Source organism: Pedobacter indicus (assembly GCF_003449035.1).
In the GTDB taxonomy this organism is placed as follows: domain Bacteria; phylum Bacteroidota; class Bacteroidia; order Sphingobacteriales; family Sphingobacteriaceae; genus Albibacterium; species Albibacterium indicum.
In genome coordinates this window covers 3,107,363-3,124,098 of record NZ_QRGB01000001.1, presented here as the reverse complement: position 1 = coordinate 3,124,098, position 16,736 = coordinate 3,107,363, and the positions used below count along the sequence as shown (strand labels likewise).

The following is a 16,736-nucleotide window of genomic DNA, read 5'->3' as shown; positions in this document are numbered from 1 at the left end:
AAAAATTGAATTATGAAGAAATACATTTCGCTATTGTGTCTGGTACTAAGTTTAGGATGTCTGTCTTGTTCGGCAACGGAAAACAACGATCTCCCCGAATTCCCATCTGATACCTTGTCGATAGAGGTGCCATTTGGTGATCCTTTTATTATGCTCTACGAGGGGGTATACTATGCTTATGGAACAAATGCTGCTGATGGCATAGAGGTTTATACTTCAGACGACTTACTAACCTGGAAGGCGACTGACCGACGATTAGCACTGGATAAAAAAGACGTGTGGGCTGACAGGTGGTTCTGGGCACCCGAAGTTTACCACGTAAATGGCAAATTCTATATGTATTATTCAGCTGATGAACACATCTGTGTTGCAACGAGCGACAGTCCGCTCGGACCTTTTACGCAAGAAGCAAAAGAACCGATGATTGCGGGTGAAAAATGCATTGATAATTCTTTGTTTATTGATGATGATGGTAAACCTTATTTGTTTTTTGATCGTTTCAATGACGGATTAAATATATGGGTAGCTGAATTGGAAGACGACTTGATGACGATAAAAACAGAGACGATGAAGAAGTGCATCAATGTGTCTCAGGACTGGGAAGAGGTTTGGCCACGTGTAAATGAAGGACCCTATGTGTTAAAACATGATGGAAAATATTATATGACTTATTCTGCGAACAGTTACGAGAGCCCGTTCTACGGAATTGGTTTTGCAACCGCAGATCATGTCAACGGTCCGTGGACCAAATATGATGGTAATCCCATTTTGCAAAAGCCCGGCCATTTGGTTGGAGTAGGACATAGTGCCATGTTTGAAGATAAGGATGGACAGTTACGAATCGTGTTTCATTCGCATCGGAGCGAGAGCAAGATTCATCCGCGCTATATGAATATCAGTACAGTTAGCTTCGAGGAAAAAGATGGTGAAACGATCATGGTTATTGATCCGAATTTCATTACACCGAAATTGATTGTTGAATAAACTGACGCGTTTGAGATAAGTGGGTAATCAGGTTGGCATTTATCTAGAAAATTAGGATATTGTTCATCTTTAACGAGCAATATTTTGACCCTAATTAAAAAGGTAATGATCATCCTGATAAGCATTGTGGCACTTGCCGTACTCGCCATCGTGCTCTATATGCGGCAGCCAAAGTTTGGCCAAGCGCCTAAAGGCAAGCGACTAGAGCAGATTAAGCAAGCCGACAATTATAAGAACAATGCATTCCAAAATATAGAAGAAACACCGTCTTTAACGGAAGGGTATTCAATGGCGAAAGTTTTTTACAACTTTCTTTTCGCTAAGTTTCCAGAAACCACTCCGGTTGATTCGCTGCCTTCAATAAAAACCGACTTACATCAATTGCCAATTGATAGCAATGTACTCGTCTGGTTTGGCCATTCATCCTATTATCTACAGGTAGAAGGCAAGCGTTTTCTGGTAGATCCTGTTTTTAGTGGGAATGCCTCTCCACTTCCGGGCACCAACCTTTCTTTTAAAGGATCGGATATTTATTCAGGTGATGATATGCCTTCCATCGATTACCTGCTGATTACGCATGATCATTACGATCATCTTGATTATGAAACGGTTGTCAAATTAAAAGAGAAAGTAGGGACGGTGATTTGCGGACTTGGTGTGGGTCAGCATTTTGAACGATGGGGCTATCCGACAGATCGAATCGTAGAAAGAAACTGGTACGAAAGGGTGGAGCTGGAGAATAATTTGATGCTCTATACGGTGCCGACACGGCATTTTTCTGGTCGGGGCTTTGCCCGTAATAATACGCTGTGGATGTCTTTCCTCTTGGCTTCGCCGGAATTGAAAATATACATTGGAGGGGACAGCGGTTATGGAAAGCATTTTGCCGAGATCGGTAAAAAATACGGGCCGATAGATTTAGCTATGCTAGATAATGGACAATATAATCCAGCTTGGCAGGCTATTCATATGTTGCCTGAGGAAGTATTGAAAGCGGGAGCTGATTTGGGGGCAAAACGAGTATTTCCAGTGCATTCGGGTAAGTTTAGACTTGCTTATCATCCCTGGAATGAGCCATTAAATAAAATTACCGAATTAAACGGGGAGCATGGAATCCCTCTTCTTACGCCGATGATTGGCGAGGAAGTAAGTTTAACGGATACCACTCGTCACTATTCAAGATGGTGGGCCAACGTACACTAATCAAAAAAACCAAAACAATGAAATTAAAAAAGCTCTGTATCTTATTTATATGTTTTATAAGCTTTAAGAGTGCAATTGCTGATCAGTTAACGCAAGGCACGGGGAAAGATCAACCCTCCGATAGTGTGATCACCTTTCGAAACTTGCGTTATGCTCCGCAGCCTGATTCACTGAACGGTGATACCTCGTCCGATAAATTACTGGACCTTTATCTACCAGCAATTAATAACAGTAAAAAGCTGCCCATTTTTGTCTTTGTCCATGGTGGTGGCTTTGCTGGTGGTGATAAATATAACAAGACAGTAGCTGAAATTTGCTCAAAACTCGCTTCAAAAGGTTTTGCAGTTCTTTCTATAAATTATTGGCTTAGTTTGAAACACAATAAAATACCCGGCGCAAGTGCATCGGCTAATATGGCAAAGGGAGTGCCGTCTGGCGGCGAGTTCCACCCCGGTTTACAGATGGCTATTCAGAATGCATCAGACGATCTCGTGTCTGTCTTTAGGTGGGTTAAAAAGCATAAAAAAGATTATCATCTTGATGTTTCTAAGCTGGCAATTTCTGGTGGATCAGCAGGGGCAATGACCGTGCTTCATACAGCTTATGTATCTGGACAGCGAGTTCTACCGGTACAGGCAGTTGTGGATCTTTGGGGCGGCTTGGAAGATGCAAGTGTGATCAAAAGAAAAGCGCCTCCGGTATTGATCTATCACGGGGATCAGGACAAACTGATTCATGTCGACTTTGGTCACGCATTAAAAAAGCGGATGGATGAAATCGGCGATACACAGTCCATCCTCCACGTAATGGAAGGAAAAGGACATGCGATGTATCGGTATATTGCTGATGAGAAAATAGACGAGATCGCCCAGTTCCTCATCAGCGTTGTGGATTAATCCTTATAGGAAATCAATTTTAAAAGAAGCTTATAGGAGCCACCATAGGATCAGGATAATAAGGACGATGATCAAGACCCATCGTAACATTCCTCCTGACTTAGCTGGTGGTTCGGGGGGTATCGCTGCGCGTGGTGGAATCTGTTCCGGTTCATTCACTTCCTGTTCTACGACAGCCTCACGTGCAACCGTTTCTGGTGTTACAGGCTCCTGATTTAGTGATTCATCTTGTCTCTTACCAGCGTCTGTCAGCTCGGCCTCCATTATTTCAGGCTCTAACGGCTCCTCCCGGACAGGTGTATCCTCTATCGTTTCTAAAGGCTCGTTGGTGACATTTACTTCATCAACTTCAGGAACCTTTGGCTCTTCCACTACCTCTGGTTCGTCTACAAGTGGTGGAATGGGAGCGGGTGGAACCTCAATCGCACCCTCCGTGTCAGGTGATCGCTCTGTAGGTGGCGTATCGGTCTTCGGAAAGTCGGTCGGAGGTAAATCCACTTCCGGTGTATCAGTCTCAATAATAGGGCTCTCTGGCACATCCGGTACTTGTGGCACGCCGATATCAGCCAATCCGAACGAATTGCGCAAGCCTGTTGGTAAAGATGAGAATATCTCGTCTTTACTCGATACCACTCTGCCTAAAACATCTGAAAAATTCCAATTATGTTTGGTCATGAGCTTGCTTATCAAACCAGTTATCGTGGGGACGATCATTGCCAAAAGTCCGGATGAACGATCATGATTAAGTCCGGTTGCATTAGAAAGTTCATTTGTTAGTGATTCACGTTCGGTACCGAAGAGGTTACTTGCCATTGCACTACCACGATCCAATAACTGCGAATCATCCTCTGTAGGTTGATCATCCGTAGTGCCCTGAACAAATAAACCACTTAATAACCCCGAATTTTCACCATCATTGTTTTTCAGAATCCCGCCTAATACAGCCGGAATAGCAACGGAGAATCCATTTTCTGCTTGTTCCTCGCTAATACCCGCTTTTTGACTTATTGAAGAAAGAACACTGCCGTCTATTTCTTCTTTGATCATTTCGATTAAATTCATACCACATATTTTTGTTAGAAAAAAAATCTACTTTAAGTGATTCGTAATAACTTTTGTCCTTTGAGAATCAGCTTATTAGTTTAACTAACAATATGATAGATTTTTTGTTTGCAGTAGATCACGACCTGGGTATACCGATATTTACTCAAATAAAGCAATGGTGTAATCCAAAAGCTCCGGGCCGCCTGTCGCCCCATGACCCGGAACAACCAGTTGTATATCGGGGTATTTTCTTTTGATTTTTGATACGGTAGCAGACCACGCATCTGTATTCGCATCTTCAAGATTCCCCTTTCCTGCATCCATTTCTTTGATAAGACAACCACCAAACAGCACCTTTTCCGCTGGAAAATAACCGACAATATTGTCCTTGGTATGACCTTCACCAAAATATTTTGCATAGACTTTTTGACTGCCAAGCTCAAGTTCAAGGTCATTATCAAATCCGTTTTGTGGCATCGTTTCTGAATTTAATTCATCTAGTTTGACAATTGTGCGCGTGTTCGCGTAAGAAGGTATGTTCTGCGCATGGAACTGGTTTAGTCCGGCTATACAGTCTGCATGGAAATGTGTGGCAACGACTGCTTTTGTCCGAAGCCCCATTTCATCCAATTTCTTCAATAGCTCTTCGGAACTCGTCGCATCCGCTGGTGTGTCAAAAACAATCGCATCAGTTCCGTTAAAGACAATCATTCCATTGCATGGTACATTCCCGAAGTCCTCGGTAGACAGGTAGGAGGTATGTTCATAAACATGTTCTGAGATTTGACGGATTGTCAACGTTTCGCTCTCGTAGAGAAGCGAATCTTGTGGTTGTTGTCCAGTTTGAACGTGGAGCAACTGATTGGTATTGGTATTTTGGACGTTTTCTGTTTTGCTTGTGTTACAGCTGACTAGCAGTGTAGCAAATAGTAGTAAAGAGCTTGTAAAGGTTTTGATTTTCATTCTTTCTTTCTCGTCATAGTTTCGAAGACCCGAAAATAAATTTTATTTTTGATTAAGCAGAGACTGAACCCTAAATTATGAAAAACAGAATCATCAGTGTCTTATGTATTTTCTTACTGATTGCACCTTTAGCAAACGCACAAGACCGACCTAATATTGTACTTATTTTAGCCGATGATTTGGGCTTTTCTGATATCGGCAGTTACGGTGGAGAGGTTGAAACTCCGAATCTTGACCTGTTAGCTGCCAAAGGATTACGTTACAAACAGTTTTATAATGCAGCAAGGTGTTGTCCGACAAGAGCTTCACTGCTAACGGGTGTTTACCCCCACCAAGCCGGTATGGGCTGGATGGCCGCCGCCGACCTGGGCACTCCGGCTTATCAGGGAAACCTGAACGATAATTGTGTAACCATTGCGGAAGTTGTCAAGTCCGCCGGCTACTCAACTTACATGTCAGGAAAATGGCATTTAACGAACGAGCGGAAGATAGATGGAATGGTAACTGACAATTGGCCATTGCAACGGGGGTTTGACAGGTATTTTGGTATTATTCCGGGCGGAGCAAATTATTTTACACCTGTTGTATATAGTGGTAATTCCAGGTACAAAGCTCCGGAAGATTTTTATCTGACAACGGCCATCAGTGACAGCAGCGTACGTTATATAGATCAGCATTTCACTGAAGGAAATAAAAATCCATTTTTTTTATACGTGGCTTATACAGCACCACATTGGCCCCTGCACGCACTACAGAAAGAAATCGACAAATACAAAGAACGCTATTTGGCAGGTTGGGATAAGCTTAGGGAAGGGCGGTTTGAACGGCAAAAGGCATTAGGCTTATTTGGTGAGCATGTAAAAATGAGTCCACGTGATACACAAATAGAGGCATGGGACAGCTTGTCGGCAGAGCAGCAGGAAGAAATGGCAATGAGGATGGCTATCTATGCAGCTCAAATCGATATCATGGATCAGGGAATCGGGCAGATTGTGGGTAAATTAAAGGAAAAGGGTGTGCTTGATAATACACTTATTTTATTCCTGAGTGATAACGGTGCTTGTGCAGAATTTATCAGTAGCGGCAAGAGTAAGGAAGTTAACGGAAAAGAAGACACTTTTGAAAGCTACCGTATTAATTGGGCTAATTTAAGCAGCACCCCTTATAAAGAATATAAGCACTATACTTACGAAGGAGGTATCGCTTCCCCCTTAATTGTTCATTGGCCACAAGGGATCCCTAAGAGTTTAAATAACACCTTTGTGTCGGATTATGGACATATAACGGATATCATGGCAACTTGTGTTGAAGTGGCAGGTGCTGATTATCCCGAAAATTACAAGGGTCACCAAATCGTTTCAATGCAAGGGAAGAGTCTGATGCCTCATTTTTCCTCACAACAGAACGATAGGGGTATCATCTATTGGGAGCATGAAGCGAATATTGCGATGCGGGACGGGAAATGGAAACTGGTGTCCCGAACTCCCGAGGATAGCATGTTTAGAGAGGATGAGTTGGCACTTTATAACATGGATGATGATCCGGTGGAAATGAATAACCTGGCATCAGTCTATCCCGAGCGCGTTAATTCAATGTATCAAAGTTGGACGGCATGGGCAAAAAAGATCGGTGCATTTCCTCTTGATACACGTAATTATGGACTACGAGCACAGTCTAACAGGAAAAAAGTGAATGGCTCTTTCGAGGAAGATAAGTTGGGTGGTTGGGCGATCCAAGAGAGCGATCAGTTGAAGGGGAGTGTCCGTCTTGATTCCTCATCGGCTTTAACAGGGCAATATGCTTTGCATGTTTCACCAACAAAATCGCAAACACAGACCGATGACCTGAAGGTATTTTGGAGATTTCAAGCAAAGCGAGGTGAACGCTACCAGGTAAAACTAACTTCAAAAGCAAGAGATCATGCGAAATACACGCTTCGTTTTGAACGTCCTAACGGGGAAAGCCGATTGCTTGATCAAACTATTGAATCATCCAAAGAGGCATCGTCAGTCAGTACTTCGATAGTTGAGGTTCAGGAAGATGGTGCGTACGCGATTAGTTTATATTTCAATGAATTAGGTTTAGGTGAGGATCTATGGATTGATGATGTGGAGCTGATCGAAAAGACCAGTATCGCTCAGCCTTCTAAACCCAATATCGTTATCATCATGGCTGACGACCTGGACAGTCGTCAGTTGAGTGCTTATGGTGGACAAAATATCAATACGAAACATATTGATGCCCTGGCAGCTGAAGGATTGCAGTTTAATCAGATGATCGCTTCTGAAGCAATGTGTATTCCCACTCGAGCTTCCTTGTTTACAGGTTTATATCCGGCAAGAAGTGGCGCCTACCAAAATCACAAGTCTGTTAACCCAGGTCTCAAAAGTGTGGTCCACTACCTGGGTGATCTGGACTACCGGGTTGCCTTAACAGGCAAGGATCATATGACCAAACCGAAGAACATCTTTCCCTTTGAGATCATCCCCGGTTTTGAACCTAATTGTGTAGCGGCGACGGACGAGTATAATCTGGATAGTATCAAAACATTCATCGAAGACGCGGATGATCCCTTTTGTTTATTTGTCATGAGTATCAATCCGCATGCGCCGTGGACAGTGGGTGACCCAAGTGAGTTTAACGCAGATAGCTTGATCCTGCCTCCACACTGGGTAGATACGCGGTTGACGAGAAACCAGTTTACAAAATACTTGGCAGAAGTGAGGCGACTGGATGATCAGGTAGGGGATATTGTTAAGCTTCTGAAAGAAACGGGTCGGGAGCAGAACACGATCGTGATATTTCTTGGGGAACAGGGGCCGCAATTTCCTGGTGGAAAATGGACTTTGTACGACAATGGTCAGCGAAGTTCGATGATTATTAAATGGCCGGGAGTAATAAGTTCGAATACAGAAACTGATGCGATTGTTCAGTTCGAAGATATTACGCCCACCTTGGTAAGCATAGCGGGTGGCCAAGATATCCCCGATCTGGATGGAAAGAGCTTTCTGGATGTGGTGACCGGAAAGAGTCAAATGCACCGCGATTTTGCTTATGGTATCCATAATAATATCCCGGAAGGCCCATCATATCCCATCAGAAGTATCCGTGATACAGACTTTAAATTAATCATGAACCTCACACCGGAAAAAGAATATCATATTAAGTACATGACCGATACCACAAAGAAAAAACTCCCCTTTACAAGCTGGGTTCATAAGGCAAAAACCGATGATCGCGCCGCCTTCCTTACAAGACGGATCGTCAGTAAACCTCGCATTGAGTTTTATGATCTGAACAATGATCCCTATGAACTGGATAATCTGGCCAATAAAGCGGAGTATCAAGCGAAAATTAACGATATGCGAGCAAAGCTTGAGGCGTGGATGAAGAAACAAGACGATACAGGCACAGGCATGGATGTTCCCTTTAATTAATTCTCTGCGGAAAAACCAAGACAATAGTTATCTTTACGATTGGATCAGCTCTAAGCTGTTGATGAAAAACGACCGAACCTTATTTAAATGATTGAAACTCCTATGAAGAAGAATTTACTTGCTGCTTGTCTGATGTTTTTATTTATTACGAATGTTAGTCTGACCTACGCTCAAGGTACATCAGCGCAAACATATTTTACCAATCCCATTGCAAAAGGGGCCGATCCTTGGGTTACGAAGCATGAAGGGAATTATTACATGATCGCGGCAAGTGGTAAAAATGGCGGAACGCTGACCGTTACAAAATCAAAAACCCTGACCGAACCGGGGGAAAAGGTAACGGTCTGGGAAACGCCTGATACGGGTTGGAACCAAAGCTGTCTTTGGGCTCCGGAACTGCACCGTATTGGCGATAAATGGTATATCTATTATGCAGCGGGGCAGTCAGGGCCACCATATATCTATCAACGATCAGGAGTGCTGGAATCGGTAACCGACGATCCGCAAGGGGAATATATCGACCGTGGAATCCTCCAAACAGGCGATGATCCGAACGATTATGTAAAAACCATCTGGGCAATTGACGTGACTCCAATGGAGCTTAATGGTCAGCTATACGCCGTATGGTCGGGATGGGAGAAAAACGAAACAACCGATGCCACGCCGCAACATTTATACATTGCTGAGATGAGTAACCCCTATACCATCAGTTCGAAAAGAGTGAAAATATCCTCACCGACCGAATCTTGGGAAACAGGTGGCCCACTTAATTTGAATGAGGGTGCTCAGGTATTGCAGCGTGACGGACAAACCTTTATCATCTATTCTACGCGCGAATCCTGGCTAGAGAATTACAGACTGGGTCAGCTACGCTTGAAGGACCCTTCAAAATCACCTATGGACCCAGGGAATTGGGAGAAAAAAGGCCCTGTGTTTTTGGGTAATGAAAAGGTTCACGGCGTAGGCCATGCGAGTTTTACTACTTCGCCGGACGATTCTGAATGGTGGATTGTCTACCATAGCAAAAGAACTTTAGAACCCGGTTGGGATCGGGATGTCCGAACTCAGAAGTTCACTTGGAATGATCAAGGGGAACCCGTATTCGGTGAGCCGATACCTGCGGGGGTGGAGATTAAACGACCAAGCGGAGAAGCTGAAGTCATCGGCCATCAGCATAGCCACCGTCCGCAGTTGACAACCGGAAACAATCCGTTACCTGTTGCTTTTGGTGATCCTTATGTGATGAAAGATGCAGACGGTACCTACTACATGTATGGTACAGGAGGCGGAGCGAAAAAAGGCTTTGCTGCCTACTCATCTACCGATTTGAAAGACTGGAAGTTTGAAGGTCAGGTATACCATAGCGATAATAAAAACGGATGGGGGATCGACGCTTTTTGGGCGCCGGAAGTCTACCACCACAACGGTAAATATTACCTCTTTTACAGTGCACAGTGGAAAGTAAATCCAAACAATGAGTTGGAAAACTTTAAGATTGGCGTAGCGGTTTCGGACAAACCTACAGGGCCATTTATCGATATGTACGACCGACCTATTTTCGATCCGGGCTATCCGATCATCGATGCCAATGTCTGGTTTGAAGACGGAAAGGTTTATTTATACTACTCGCGCTGCTGTTATAAACATCCGGTAGAAAGCGAAGTTTCCGCATGGGCAAAGGAAAAAGGCTGGTATGATGAAATTGAGGAAAGCTGGGTATATGGTATAGAAATGAAACCCGATTTTAGTGGGGTTATTGGAGAACCGGAACTTCTACTAAGGCCACCATTGGAACTGGATGTACATACTTGGGAGAGCCGCTCGGTCACCGCCCGGGAAGCAAATCGCCGATGGACTGAAGGCTCGTACATATTTAAGAAGAATGATATCTATTATATGATGTATTCTGCCAATTTCTTCGGCGGAAAGAACTATGCCGTGGGTTATGCTACATCAAAGAGCCCGCTCGGCCCATTTGTAAAGGCCGCGGAAAATCCCATCCTTCAGAAGAATGGGAAAGTAACCGGTACGGGGCATAATAGCATTACTTTTTCTCCGGATGGAGAGGATATGCTATGTGTTTACCACGGTCGAACCGAAAAGACCGGCGATGAACGTTTGGTCTTTATCGATCGGATGGAAGTAGATAACAATGGTAAAATCGTTGTACATGGTCCGACGTTAGCCGAATAGCTGATCGGCGTAAGCCGACCAGCAAGATTTTATTTCCATTCACCGTGTTTAGGGAAAGCTCGTTCATATTGCGGTGGCCAGCTGATCTCATCGTTCAGCACCACACCGGCGTAAAGCGGGAAATGCGGATTGCGAAGGCTTTCTCGTGCAATCAAAATCAGATCAGCCTCATCGTTCTGTAGAATTTCCTCGGCCTGCTGAGGTGTATTAATCAAGCCAACACAACCGGTAATGATACCTGTTTCCTCTTTTATCTGCGCTGCGAATGGAACCTGATAGTTTGGTTCTGCCGGTATATTTGTAATGCGATTGCCACCGGTGGAGGTGTCAATGACCTGCACGCCACGTTCCTGTAAGATTTTCACCAGTTTTACCGAATCATCTATATCCCATGCGCCTTCTATCCAGTCGGTCGCCGATATCCGTACAAACAAAAGCTGATCTTCGCTCATAACCGATTGTACACGGTCGACTACCTCGAGCGTCAGGCGAATCCTGTTTTCAAAAGAACCGCCATATTCATCAGTCCGCTGATTACTGAGAGGCGAGTAAAACTGGTGCAACAAGTAACCATGGGCAGCATGAATTTCAATTACATCATAACCGGCTTTTACAGCCCGTTTCGTTGCCTCTTCAAAATCGCGTAATACTTTTTCTATCCCTTCAGCATCGAGCGCCACAGGTGCCTCTTGCCCTTCGGCAAAAGGTAACGCACTGACGCTGTAGGTTAGCCATCCATTTTCTTCATGTGATCTGATTTGTGCACTACCTTTCCAAGGTTTTTCCGAACTGGCCTTTCTTCCGGCATGAGCTAGCTGTATACCGACGAGCGACCCTTGACTGTGTAGAAAATCGACAATCTGCTTTAGTTTGTCGATCTGTTCGTCCTTCCATAGTCCCAAATCACCGTAGCTAATCCGTCCTTCCGGAGAAACTGCGGTAGCTTCCTGAATGATCAATGCGGCGCGACCGATAGCACGGCTGCCCAAGTGTACCAAGTGCCAATCATTAGCAAATCCGTCTTCTGCTGTATATTGACACATGGGTGAGATTACAATTCTGTTTTTCAATTCAAATTTTCCGATCTGAATAGGAGAAAGAAGTTTGCTCATATCTAATTACCTGTCTGTGCCCAAAGAGGCTCTGTTTTCAATATTTCGTGATAAATCTTACAGTCAGCATCATGTGCCCCCGGTAAGTACCCTATGCTCATCAAAAACTCATTTACGATTTCACCCCCGGTAAATTTGAAAGTCTTTTTGAATAACTTAACCCATTCTTCTTTACTCAGCGGGTGATGATGTTCCAACCACTTTTCAAAAGAACCGTATTCCTTTTGCAGCTTTTGAATCGTCTTGGCGTTTTCGATTGTAGCATTGATTTTTAGTCGGTTGCGAATAATGCCCGCGTCTGCTAAAAGGCGCTCACGGTCATTTTCGGTATATGCAGCAATCTTTTTGATATCATAATTGTCATAGGCATTCCGAAAAGCCTGTTCTTTTTTCAGGATCGTTTCCCAGCTCAGTCCTGCCTGATTAATCTCGAGGATCAGTCGACCGAACAATTCATTGTCGTCATGAATCGGAAATCCGTATAGAAAATCGTGATAGGCCTTATGAAGAGCCCGTCTGTCGCCCGTCATATTCTCAACGGCATTGCAATAGGACATAGGGTTGAGTTTTGTGTAGTGCAAATATCCATTTTTTATTTAGAAGCTGGGGATTGGTTGGCGGACAATTGACTTTTAAATGATCGAACGCGGAAACCCCAACCTAACCCGGATAAATTCTGGTTTTACAAACGGAGCTTATTAACTTTAAGGAAAGTCGGATGTTAAACATATCTAAGTCGGATGTTAGTCGTAGTCTTGTCGTGTTTACACGACCAATGTCCGAATGATGTCCGAACAATGTCCGACTAATCTCCGTCTAAAACTATCGCAAATTCAATACGAATTATCTCGAAAATCGGTGCCGGGGAGTGTGGAATAGGGCTGTTTTAGATTAAGTGTTCAATGTTTATTTAACTATAACGAAAAACGGAATGTCTTTTGTTTTGTACCAGTAATTGGTAGTGAGTGAAGTTATTAGGGCGGCGCTTAGGTTATTTGAATATGAAGAAACTAAAAAAGCAGGTCTGATGAATGAACTCAGGAAAGGAGAGGAGTCTGGTTTTGTTAAGAATTTCGATCGCCAGTCATTTTTGACGAATCTTAGGAAATCCCAAATCTAATCAAGTTCTATTTCAAAATATCGGAGAATAGCTTTGTAATTGTCTTGGACCGTAAGGCAGGAAGCCTCTATCGGCAAATATAGAATAAAAATATGCTTAAACCTTCATGTTTTTTGCCGATAACGGCATGGTGCAAAAAAAGAGCAGACCTTGTTAAAAAGTCTGCTCTTTAGAATATAGTGTTATTGTTTCTTGATCTAAGAAAACTTTTCAAATACCAGCGTACTGTTGTGCCCGCCAAATCCGAAGGCATTGCTCATAGCGTTATTCACACGTGTTTCCAAAGGTTGGTTTAATACGATATTGAAATCCCTGGAGATGTCAACGTCTAGTTTTTCAACATTGATGGTTGGTGGTATCACCTGATGTTGGATCGCGTTGATGGCAACAATGGCTTCGATAGCGCCGGCAGCACCAAGTAGGTGACCGGTCATCGACTTGGTTGCGCTGATCTGCAAATGGGGTGAGCTTCCGAATACCTTGGAAATTGCATTCAGCTCACTGATATCGCCGATCGGTGTAGAAGTGGCGTGCGGATTCAGATAATCAAGGTCTTCTGGATTAAGACCAGCCTCTTTAAGTGCCAGGTGCATCGCTTTAGAGGCGCCGATACCATCAGGGTGAGGTGAGGTCATGTGGTATGCATCGGCAGTCATGGCGGCACCTGACAGCTCTGCATAAATATGAGCGCCGCGCGCTTTCGCATGCTCGTACTCTTCAAGTATAATAGCTCCCGCGCCTTCGCCCATCACGAAACCATCACGGTCCTGATCGTAAGGTCGACTGGCAGTAGCCGGATCATCATTTCTTGCAGACATGGCCTTCATAGCGGAGAATCCACCCACGGAGGCAGCGGTGATAGGAGCCTCAGAACCACCGGTTACAAATACTTTTCCTTTGCCCATACGGATGTAATTGAACGCATCCATGATCGCTGTATTCCCTGTCGCACAGGCGGAAACCGTTGCATAATTGATACCCTGTAGACCAAACTTCATGGATATCAAGCCGGAAGCCATATTGACGATCAGCCGGGGTACGAAGAAAGGGCTGAAGCGAGGTACGTAATCGCCGTTTACATAGTTTTCCACTTCCGTTTCAAAGGTTTCCATCCCTCCCTGTCCGACGCCCCAAACAACACCGATATCGAAGGGATCCATTTTGTCAACCTCTAGTCCCGAGTCTTCCATTGCCTGGGAAGCGCTGTATAAAGCATATTGTGTAAATAGATCGCTTCTTTTGATCTCGTTCCTGTCGAGGTATCTCTTCGGGTCAAAATCCTTCACTTCGCAAGCAATCTGGGTGCGGAATAAGGAAGCATCAAAGCGAGTGATTTTTCCAGCACTGCTTTTCCCAGCCAATAGGTTTTCCCAGAACGACTGGATGTCATGACCAAGTGGGTTGACTGTTCCTAATCCTGTTACGACGACTCTTTTCATATGATTATTTATTCTTTTATCTTGTTCTCTTGCGTTGTTTAATCCCGAAGGTACTGATACCAACCTTCCTGCAAATTTTTATAAGGTGCAAAAATACGAATAATAAACTAATGCGCTTTGCTTTCTTGCCACAATTTAAAATGACGTTAAACGATCGAATATCTTATGAAAATGACGTAAGACGGAATATCTCAACTTTATTTTTAATGATTCTAAATAATGTGATACGTTTGTAGAGTTATTTTTAATCATTCTAAATAAATGAAGTCGATATATTATTTGTTGCCTGCGTTGTGCATATGTTTTAGTATAAAATCACAGGCGCAAGAGTTTGCTGATCCGGATACGATCAAGAACAGTTCGTTAGATGAAGTGGTTGTAACCGGACAATTTGCACCTCAGTCGTTGAATAAGTCGGTGTACCGTGTGCGTTTGATTAATAACGATCAAATCCGTCTTAGAGCGGCAACCAGTGTCGAAAATATCCTGAGCAATCAGTTGGGTGTTCGCTTTTCTAATGACCTGACCTTGGGCGAGAGTGATATCGAACTGATGGGGATGACTGGGCAAAATGTGAAAATTTTGATAGATGGTGTGCCGATCATAGATAGAGGGGCGACAAAACAGGGTTTGAGCCAGATTGATGTTAACAATATTGACCGGATCGAAGTGGTAGAAGGCCCGATGTCAGTAGTATATGGCACAGATGCGCTGGCGGGTGTGGTCAATATCATTACTAACAAAGCCAAAAGCGAGGATAATCTGATCGTTTCTGTCCGCGTGCAGGAAGAGACCGCAGGTGAAGAATATAGTACTTTCAATAATGAAGGTGTACACAATAATAACGTATCCATTGGGTGGGTGAAAAATGGGTTTAACGCGATGGTTTCTGGTAGCCGAAATAACTTCGGTGGCTGGCAAGGTAATAGTGTAGGCAGGGCGCTCGACTGGAATCCTAAAGAACAGTGGATTGCGTCGGGGTCGGTAGGTTATAAAAACCAGAAGAGTAATACCTGGTATCGATTGGATTATTTGGATGAGGACATTTATTCGCCTGGTGCGCTGAATGAATTGAACTTAAGGGCGACGGACAAGAACTATTTGACGCAGCGCTTTACGCATGTGCTCCAGTCAAACTGGAATGTCAATAACCAACTGGGCTTTTCCGGATCGGTATCTTATCAAGATTATGAACGTGCTACTCAAACCGTAAGGCATGATTTCAGAAACGGAACATCGGAGTTGACCAGCGGTGATGGGGAGCAGGATGTAGCGGGGTTCACATCCTTCGTTTTCCGTGGGACGATGCACTACAAACTGAATGATCAGGTGTCTTTTCAACCCGGAATTGAGGTGAGCAGCAACAAGGGTAGCGGTCAGCGGATTGAGGGTGAGCCTGTGATCAATGACTATGCATTTTTCGTATCATCTGAAATAAAACCTATTGAATGGCTGAACCTAAGACCCGGAGTCCGCTTGATTAAAAACTCCGTGTATGATGCACCACCGCTTATCCCTTCATTGAATGCCAAATTCGACCTAAGCAAGGATTTTGATCTGAGAGCGGCGTATGCACGTGGTTTCCGGTCACCAGCCTTAAGAGAGCTTTATTTTGTCTTCTTTGATGCAAACCATTCGATTCAAGGAAATGAAAATCTGAAAGCTGAACATTCAAATAGCTACAATACCTATCTGAGTTGGCATGGTCGTGATTTCGGTGATGTGAGCTTGTCATCGACGCTCGGCGGATTCTACAATGAGTTTGATAACCTGATCGATGTTGGCGTTGACGCGGAGAACAGTTCGGTTAATACCTACATCAACATTGACAAGTTTAGGACGATAGGGTCATTGTTAGAGAACCGTATCGAATGGAAAAATCTGACTGCAACACTCGGATTTTCTTATATAGGAAGGTATAATCGGTTATCAGAAGACGAAACCAATATACCATCGATGGTGTGGACTCCGGAAATTAACAGCGAGCTGATGTATCACATTCCGAAATGGAAAATGGGGGTTAATCTCTTCTATAAATTCAATGGGGATCGACCAAGCTATGAAACTCAGGTTCTTTCCGACGGAAGTTTGGCTACCCGTAGAGCAACGATTGCCGCACATCATTTGGCAGACTTGAGTATCAATAAAAATATTAACAAGTATGTGACTCTTATCGGAGGTGTACGCAACTTATTCGATGTTACCAGAATTGACAACACCTCACTAGGCGGGGGTGGAGCGCATAGCGAAGCTGCTGGTTCGGTGCCTGTAAGCTATGGGCGTTCTTTCTTCTTGGGTCTCAATTTACAATGGTCTAAAAATTAAAAAACAAAATAAACTAAACT

Annotated in this window: 12 protein-coding genes; 7 read left to right on the top strand and 5 right to left on the bottom strand. The window is 43.8% G+C overall.

All coding sequences use genetic code 11. The features are described from left to right. The first annotated feature begins 12 nt into the window (after window positions 1–12). The 3 genes from D3P12_RS13730 (at window position 13) to D3P12_RS13720 (ending at window position 3,083) form a co-directional block, all read left to right on the top strand. Window positions 13–984 (top strand): glycoside hydrolase family 43 protein, encoded by a 972-nt coding sequence (locus D3P12_RS13730; RefSeq protein ID WP_118196417.1) that lies wholly within the window; start codon window positions 13–15, stop codon window positions 982–984. 105 nt (window positions 985–1,089) lie between these two features. Continuing rightward, window positions 1,090–2,187 carry an MBL fold metallo-hydrolase gene (locus D3P12_RS13725; protein WP_118196415.1) on the top strand — a complete coding sequence of 366 codons (1,098 nt, stop codon included), beginning with the start codon at window positions 1,090–1,092 and terminating at the stop codon, window positions 2,185–2,187. A 17-nt stretch (window positions 2,188–2,204) separates the two neighbouring features. Then, entirely contained in the window at window positions 2,205–3,083 is an 879-nt protein-coding gene (locus tag D3P12_RS13720) for an alpha/beta hydrolase (protein ID WP_157970358.1), read from the top strand. Between the two features lie 30 nt (window positions 3,084–3,113). Here the strand turns inward: D3P12_RS13720 and D3P12_RS13715 are convergent, their stop codons facing one another. Continuing rightward, on the bottom strand, window positions 3,114–4,145 hold the full coding sequence (locus D3P12_RS13715) for a DUF937 domain-containing protein (protein WP_118196411.1): 1,032 nt from the start codon (window positions 4,143–4,145) through the stop codon (window positions 3,114–3,116). 141 nt (window positions 4,146–4,286) lie between these two features. After that, window positions 4,287–5,090 carry a subclass B1 metallo-beta-lactamase gene (bla, locus tag D3P12_RS13710; protein WP_118196409.1) on the bottom strand — a complete coding sequence of 268 codons (804 nt, stop codon included), beginning with the start codon at window positions 5,088–5,090 and terminating at the stop codon, window positions 4,287–4,289. Window positions 5,091–5,167: 77 nt separating this feature from the next. Between bla and D3P12_RS15605 the strand changes: the two genes are divergently transcribed. Beyond that, window positions 5,168–8,527 (top strand): sulfatase-like hydrolase/transferase, encoded by a 3,360-nt coding sequence (locus D3P12_RS15605; RefSeq protein WP_245977458.1) that lies wholly within the window; start codon window positions 5,168–5,170, stop codon window positions 8,525–8,527. Between the two features lie 102 nt (window positions 8,528–8,629). Beyond that, window positions 8,630–10,720 (top strand): family 43 glycosylhydrolase, encoded by a 2,091-nt coding sequence (locus D3P12_RS15600; RefSeq protein WP_245977457.1) that lies wholly within the window; start codon window positions 8,630–8,632, stop codon window positions 10,718–10,720. A gap of 29 nt (window positions 10,721–10,749) precedes the next feature. Here D3P12_RS15600 and D3P12_RS13685 read toward each other — a convergent pair whose 3' ends face one another. Both D3P12_RS13685 and D3P12_RS13680 read right to left on the bottom strand, forming a co-directional pair. Then, complete coding sequence (locus tag D3P12_RS13685) at window positions 10,750–11,832, bottom strand: NADH:flavin oxidoreductase/NADH oxidase (protein WP_118196407.1); 1,083 nt, start codon at window positions 11,830–11,832, stop codon at window positions 10,750–10,752. Window positions 11,833–11,834: 2 nt separating this feature from the next. Continuing rightward, a complete protein-coding gene (locus D3P12_RS13680) occupies window positions 11,835–12,389 on the bottom strand; it encodes a DNA-3-methyladenine glycosylase I (RefSeq protein ID WP_118196405.1) in 555 nt (184 codons plus the stop codon). 404 nt (window positions 12,390–12,793) lie between these two features. Here D3P12_RS13680 and D3P12_RS15830 point away from each other — a divergent pair, with 404 nt between their 5' ends. After that, entirely contained in the window at window positions 12,794–12,952 is a 159-nt protein-coding gene (locus D3P12_RS15830) for a type II toxin-antitoxin system ParD family antitoxin (RefSeq protein WP_205941109.1), read from the top strand. Between the two features lie 197 nt (window positions 12,953–13,149). Here D3P12_RS15830 and fabF read toward each other — a convergent pair whose 3' ends face one another. Further along, window positions 13,150–14,391: a beta-ketoacyl-ACP synthase II gene (gene fabF, locus D3P12_RS13670; protein ID WP_118197107.1), complete on the bottom strand. Its 1,242-nt coding sequence runs from the start codon at window positions 14,389–14,391 to the stop codon at window positions 13,150–13,152. 261 nt (window positions 14,392–14,652) lie between these two features. On the opposite strand from fabF, the gene D3P12_RS13665 reads away from it, so the two are divergent. Beyond that, on the top strand, window positions 14,653–16,716 hold the full coding sequence (locus D3P12_RS13665; protein ID WP_118196401.1) for a TonB-dependent receptor plug domain-containing protein: 2,064 nt from the start codon (window positions 14,653–14,655) through the stop codon (window positions 16,714–16,716). Window positions 16,717–16,736 lie beyond the last annotated feature (20 nt).

What these genes read in the sequence shown, in the direction of transcription:
- D3P12_RS13730 (WP_118196417.1), top strand. Translation starts at nt 13, where the DNA reads ATGAAGAAATACATTTCGCTATTGTGTCTGGTACTAAGTTTAGGATGT.
- bla (WP_118196409.1), bottom strand. Translation starts at nt 5,090, where the DNA reads ATGAAAATCAAAACCTTTACAAGCTCTTTACTACTATTTGCTACACTG.
- D3P12_RS13685 (WP_118196407.1), bottom strand. Translation starts at nt 11,832, where the DNA reads ATGAGCAAACTTCTTTCTCCTATTCAGATCGGAAAATTTGAATTGAAA.
- D3P12_RS13725 (WP_118196415.1), top strand. Translation starts at nt 1,090, where the DNA reads ATGATCATCCTGATAAGCATTGTGGCACTTGCCGTACTCGCCATCGTG.
- D3P12_RS13715 (WP_118196411.1), bottom strand. Translation starts at nt 4,145, where the DNA reads ATGAATTTAATCGAAATGATCAAAGAAGAAATAGACGGCAGTGTTCTT.
- D3P12_RS15605 (WP_245977458.1), top strand. Translation starts at nt 5,168, where the DNA reads ATGAAAAACAGAATCATCAGTGTCTTATGTATTTTCTTACTGATTGCA.
- D3P12_RS13720 (WP_157970358.1), top strand. Translation starts at nt 2,205, where the DNA reads ATGAAATTAAAAAAGCTCTGTATCTTATTTATATGTTTTATAAGCTTT.
- D3P12_RS13665 (WP_118196401.1), top strand. Translation starts at nt 14,653, where the DNA reads ATGAAGTCGATATATTATTTGTTGCCTGCGTTGTGCATATGTTTTAGT.
- D3P12_RS15600 (WP_245977457.1), top strand. Translation starts at nt 8,630, where the DNA reads ATGAAGAAGAATTTACTTGCTGCTTGTCTGATGTTTTTATTTATTACG.
- fabF (WP_118197107.1), bottom strand. Translation starts at nt 14,391, where the DNA reads ATGAAAAGAGTCGTCGTAACAGGATTAGGAACAGTCAACCCACTTGGT.
- D3P12_RS13680 (WP_118196405.1), bottom strand. Translation starts at nt 12,389, where the DNA reads ATGTCCTATTGCAATGCCGTTGAGAATATGACGGGCGACAGACGGGCT.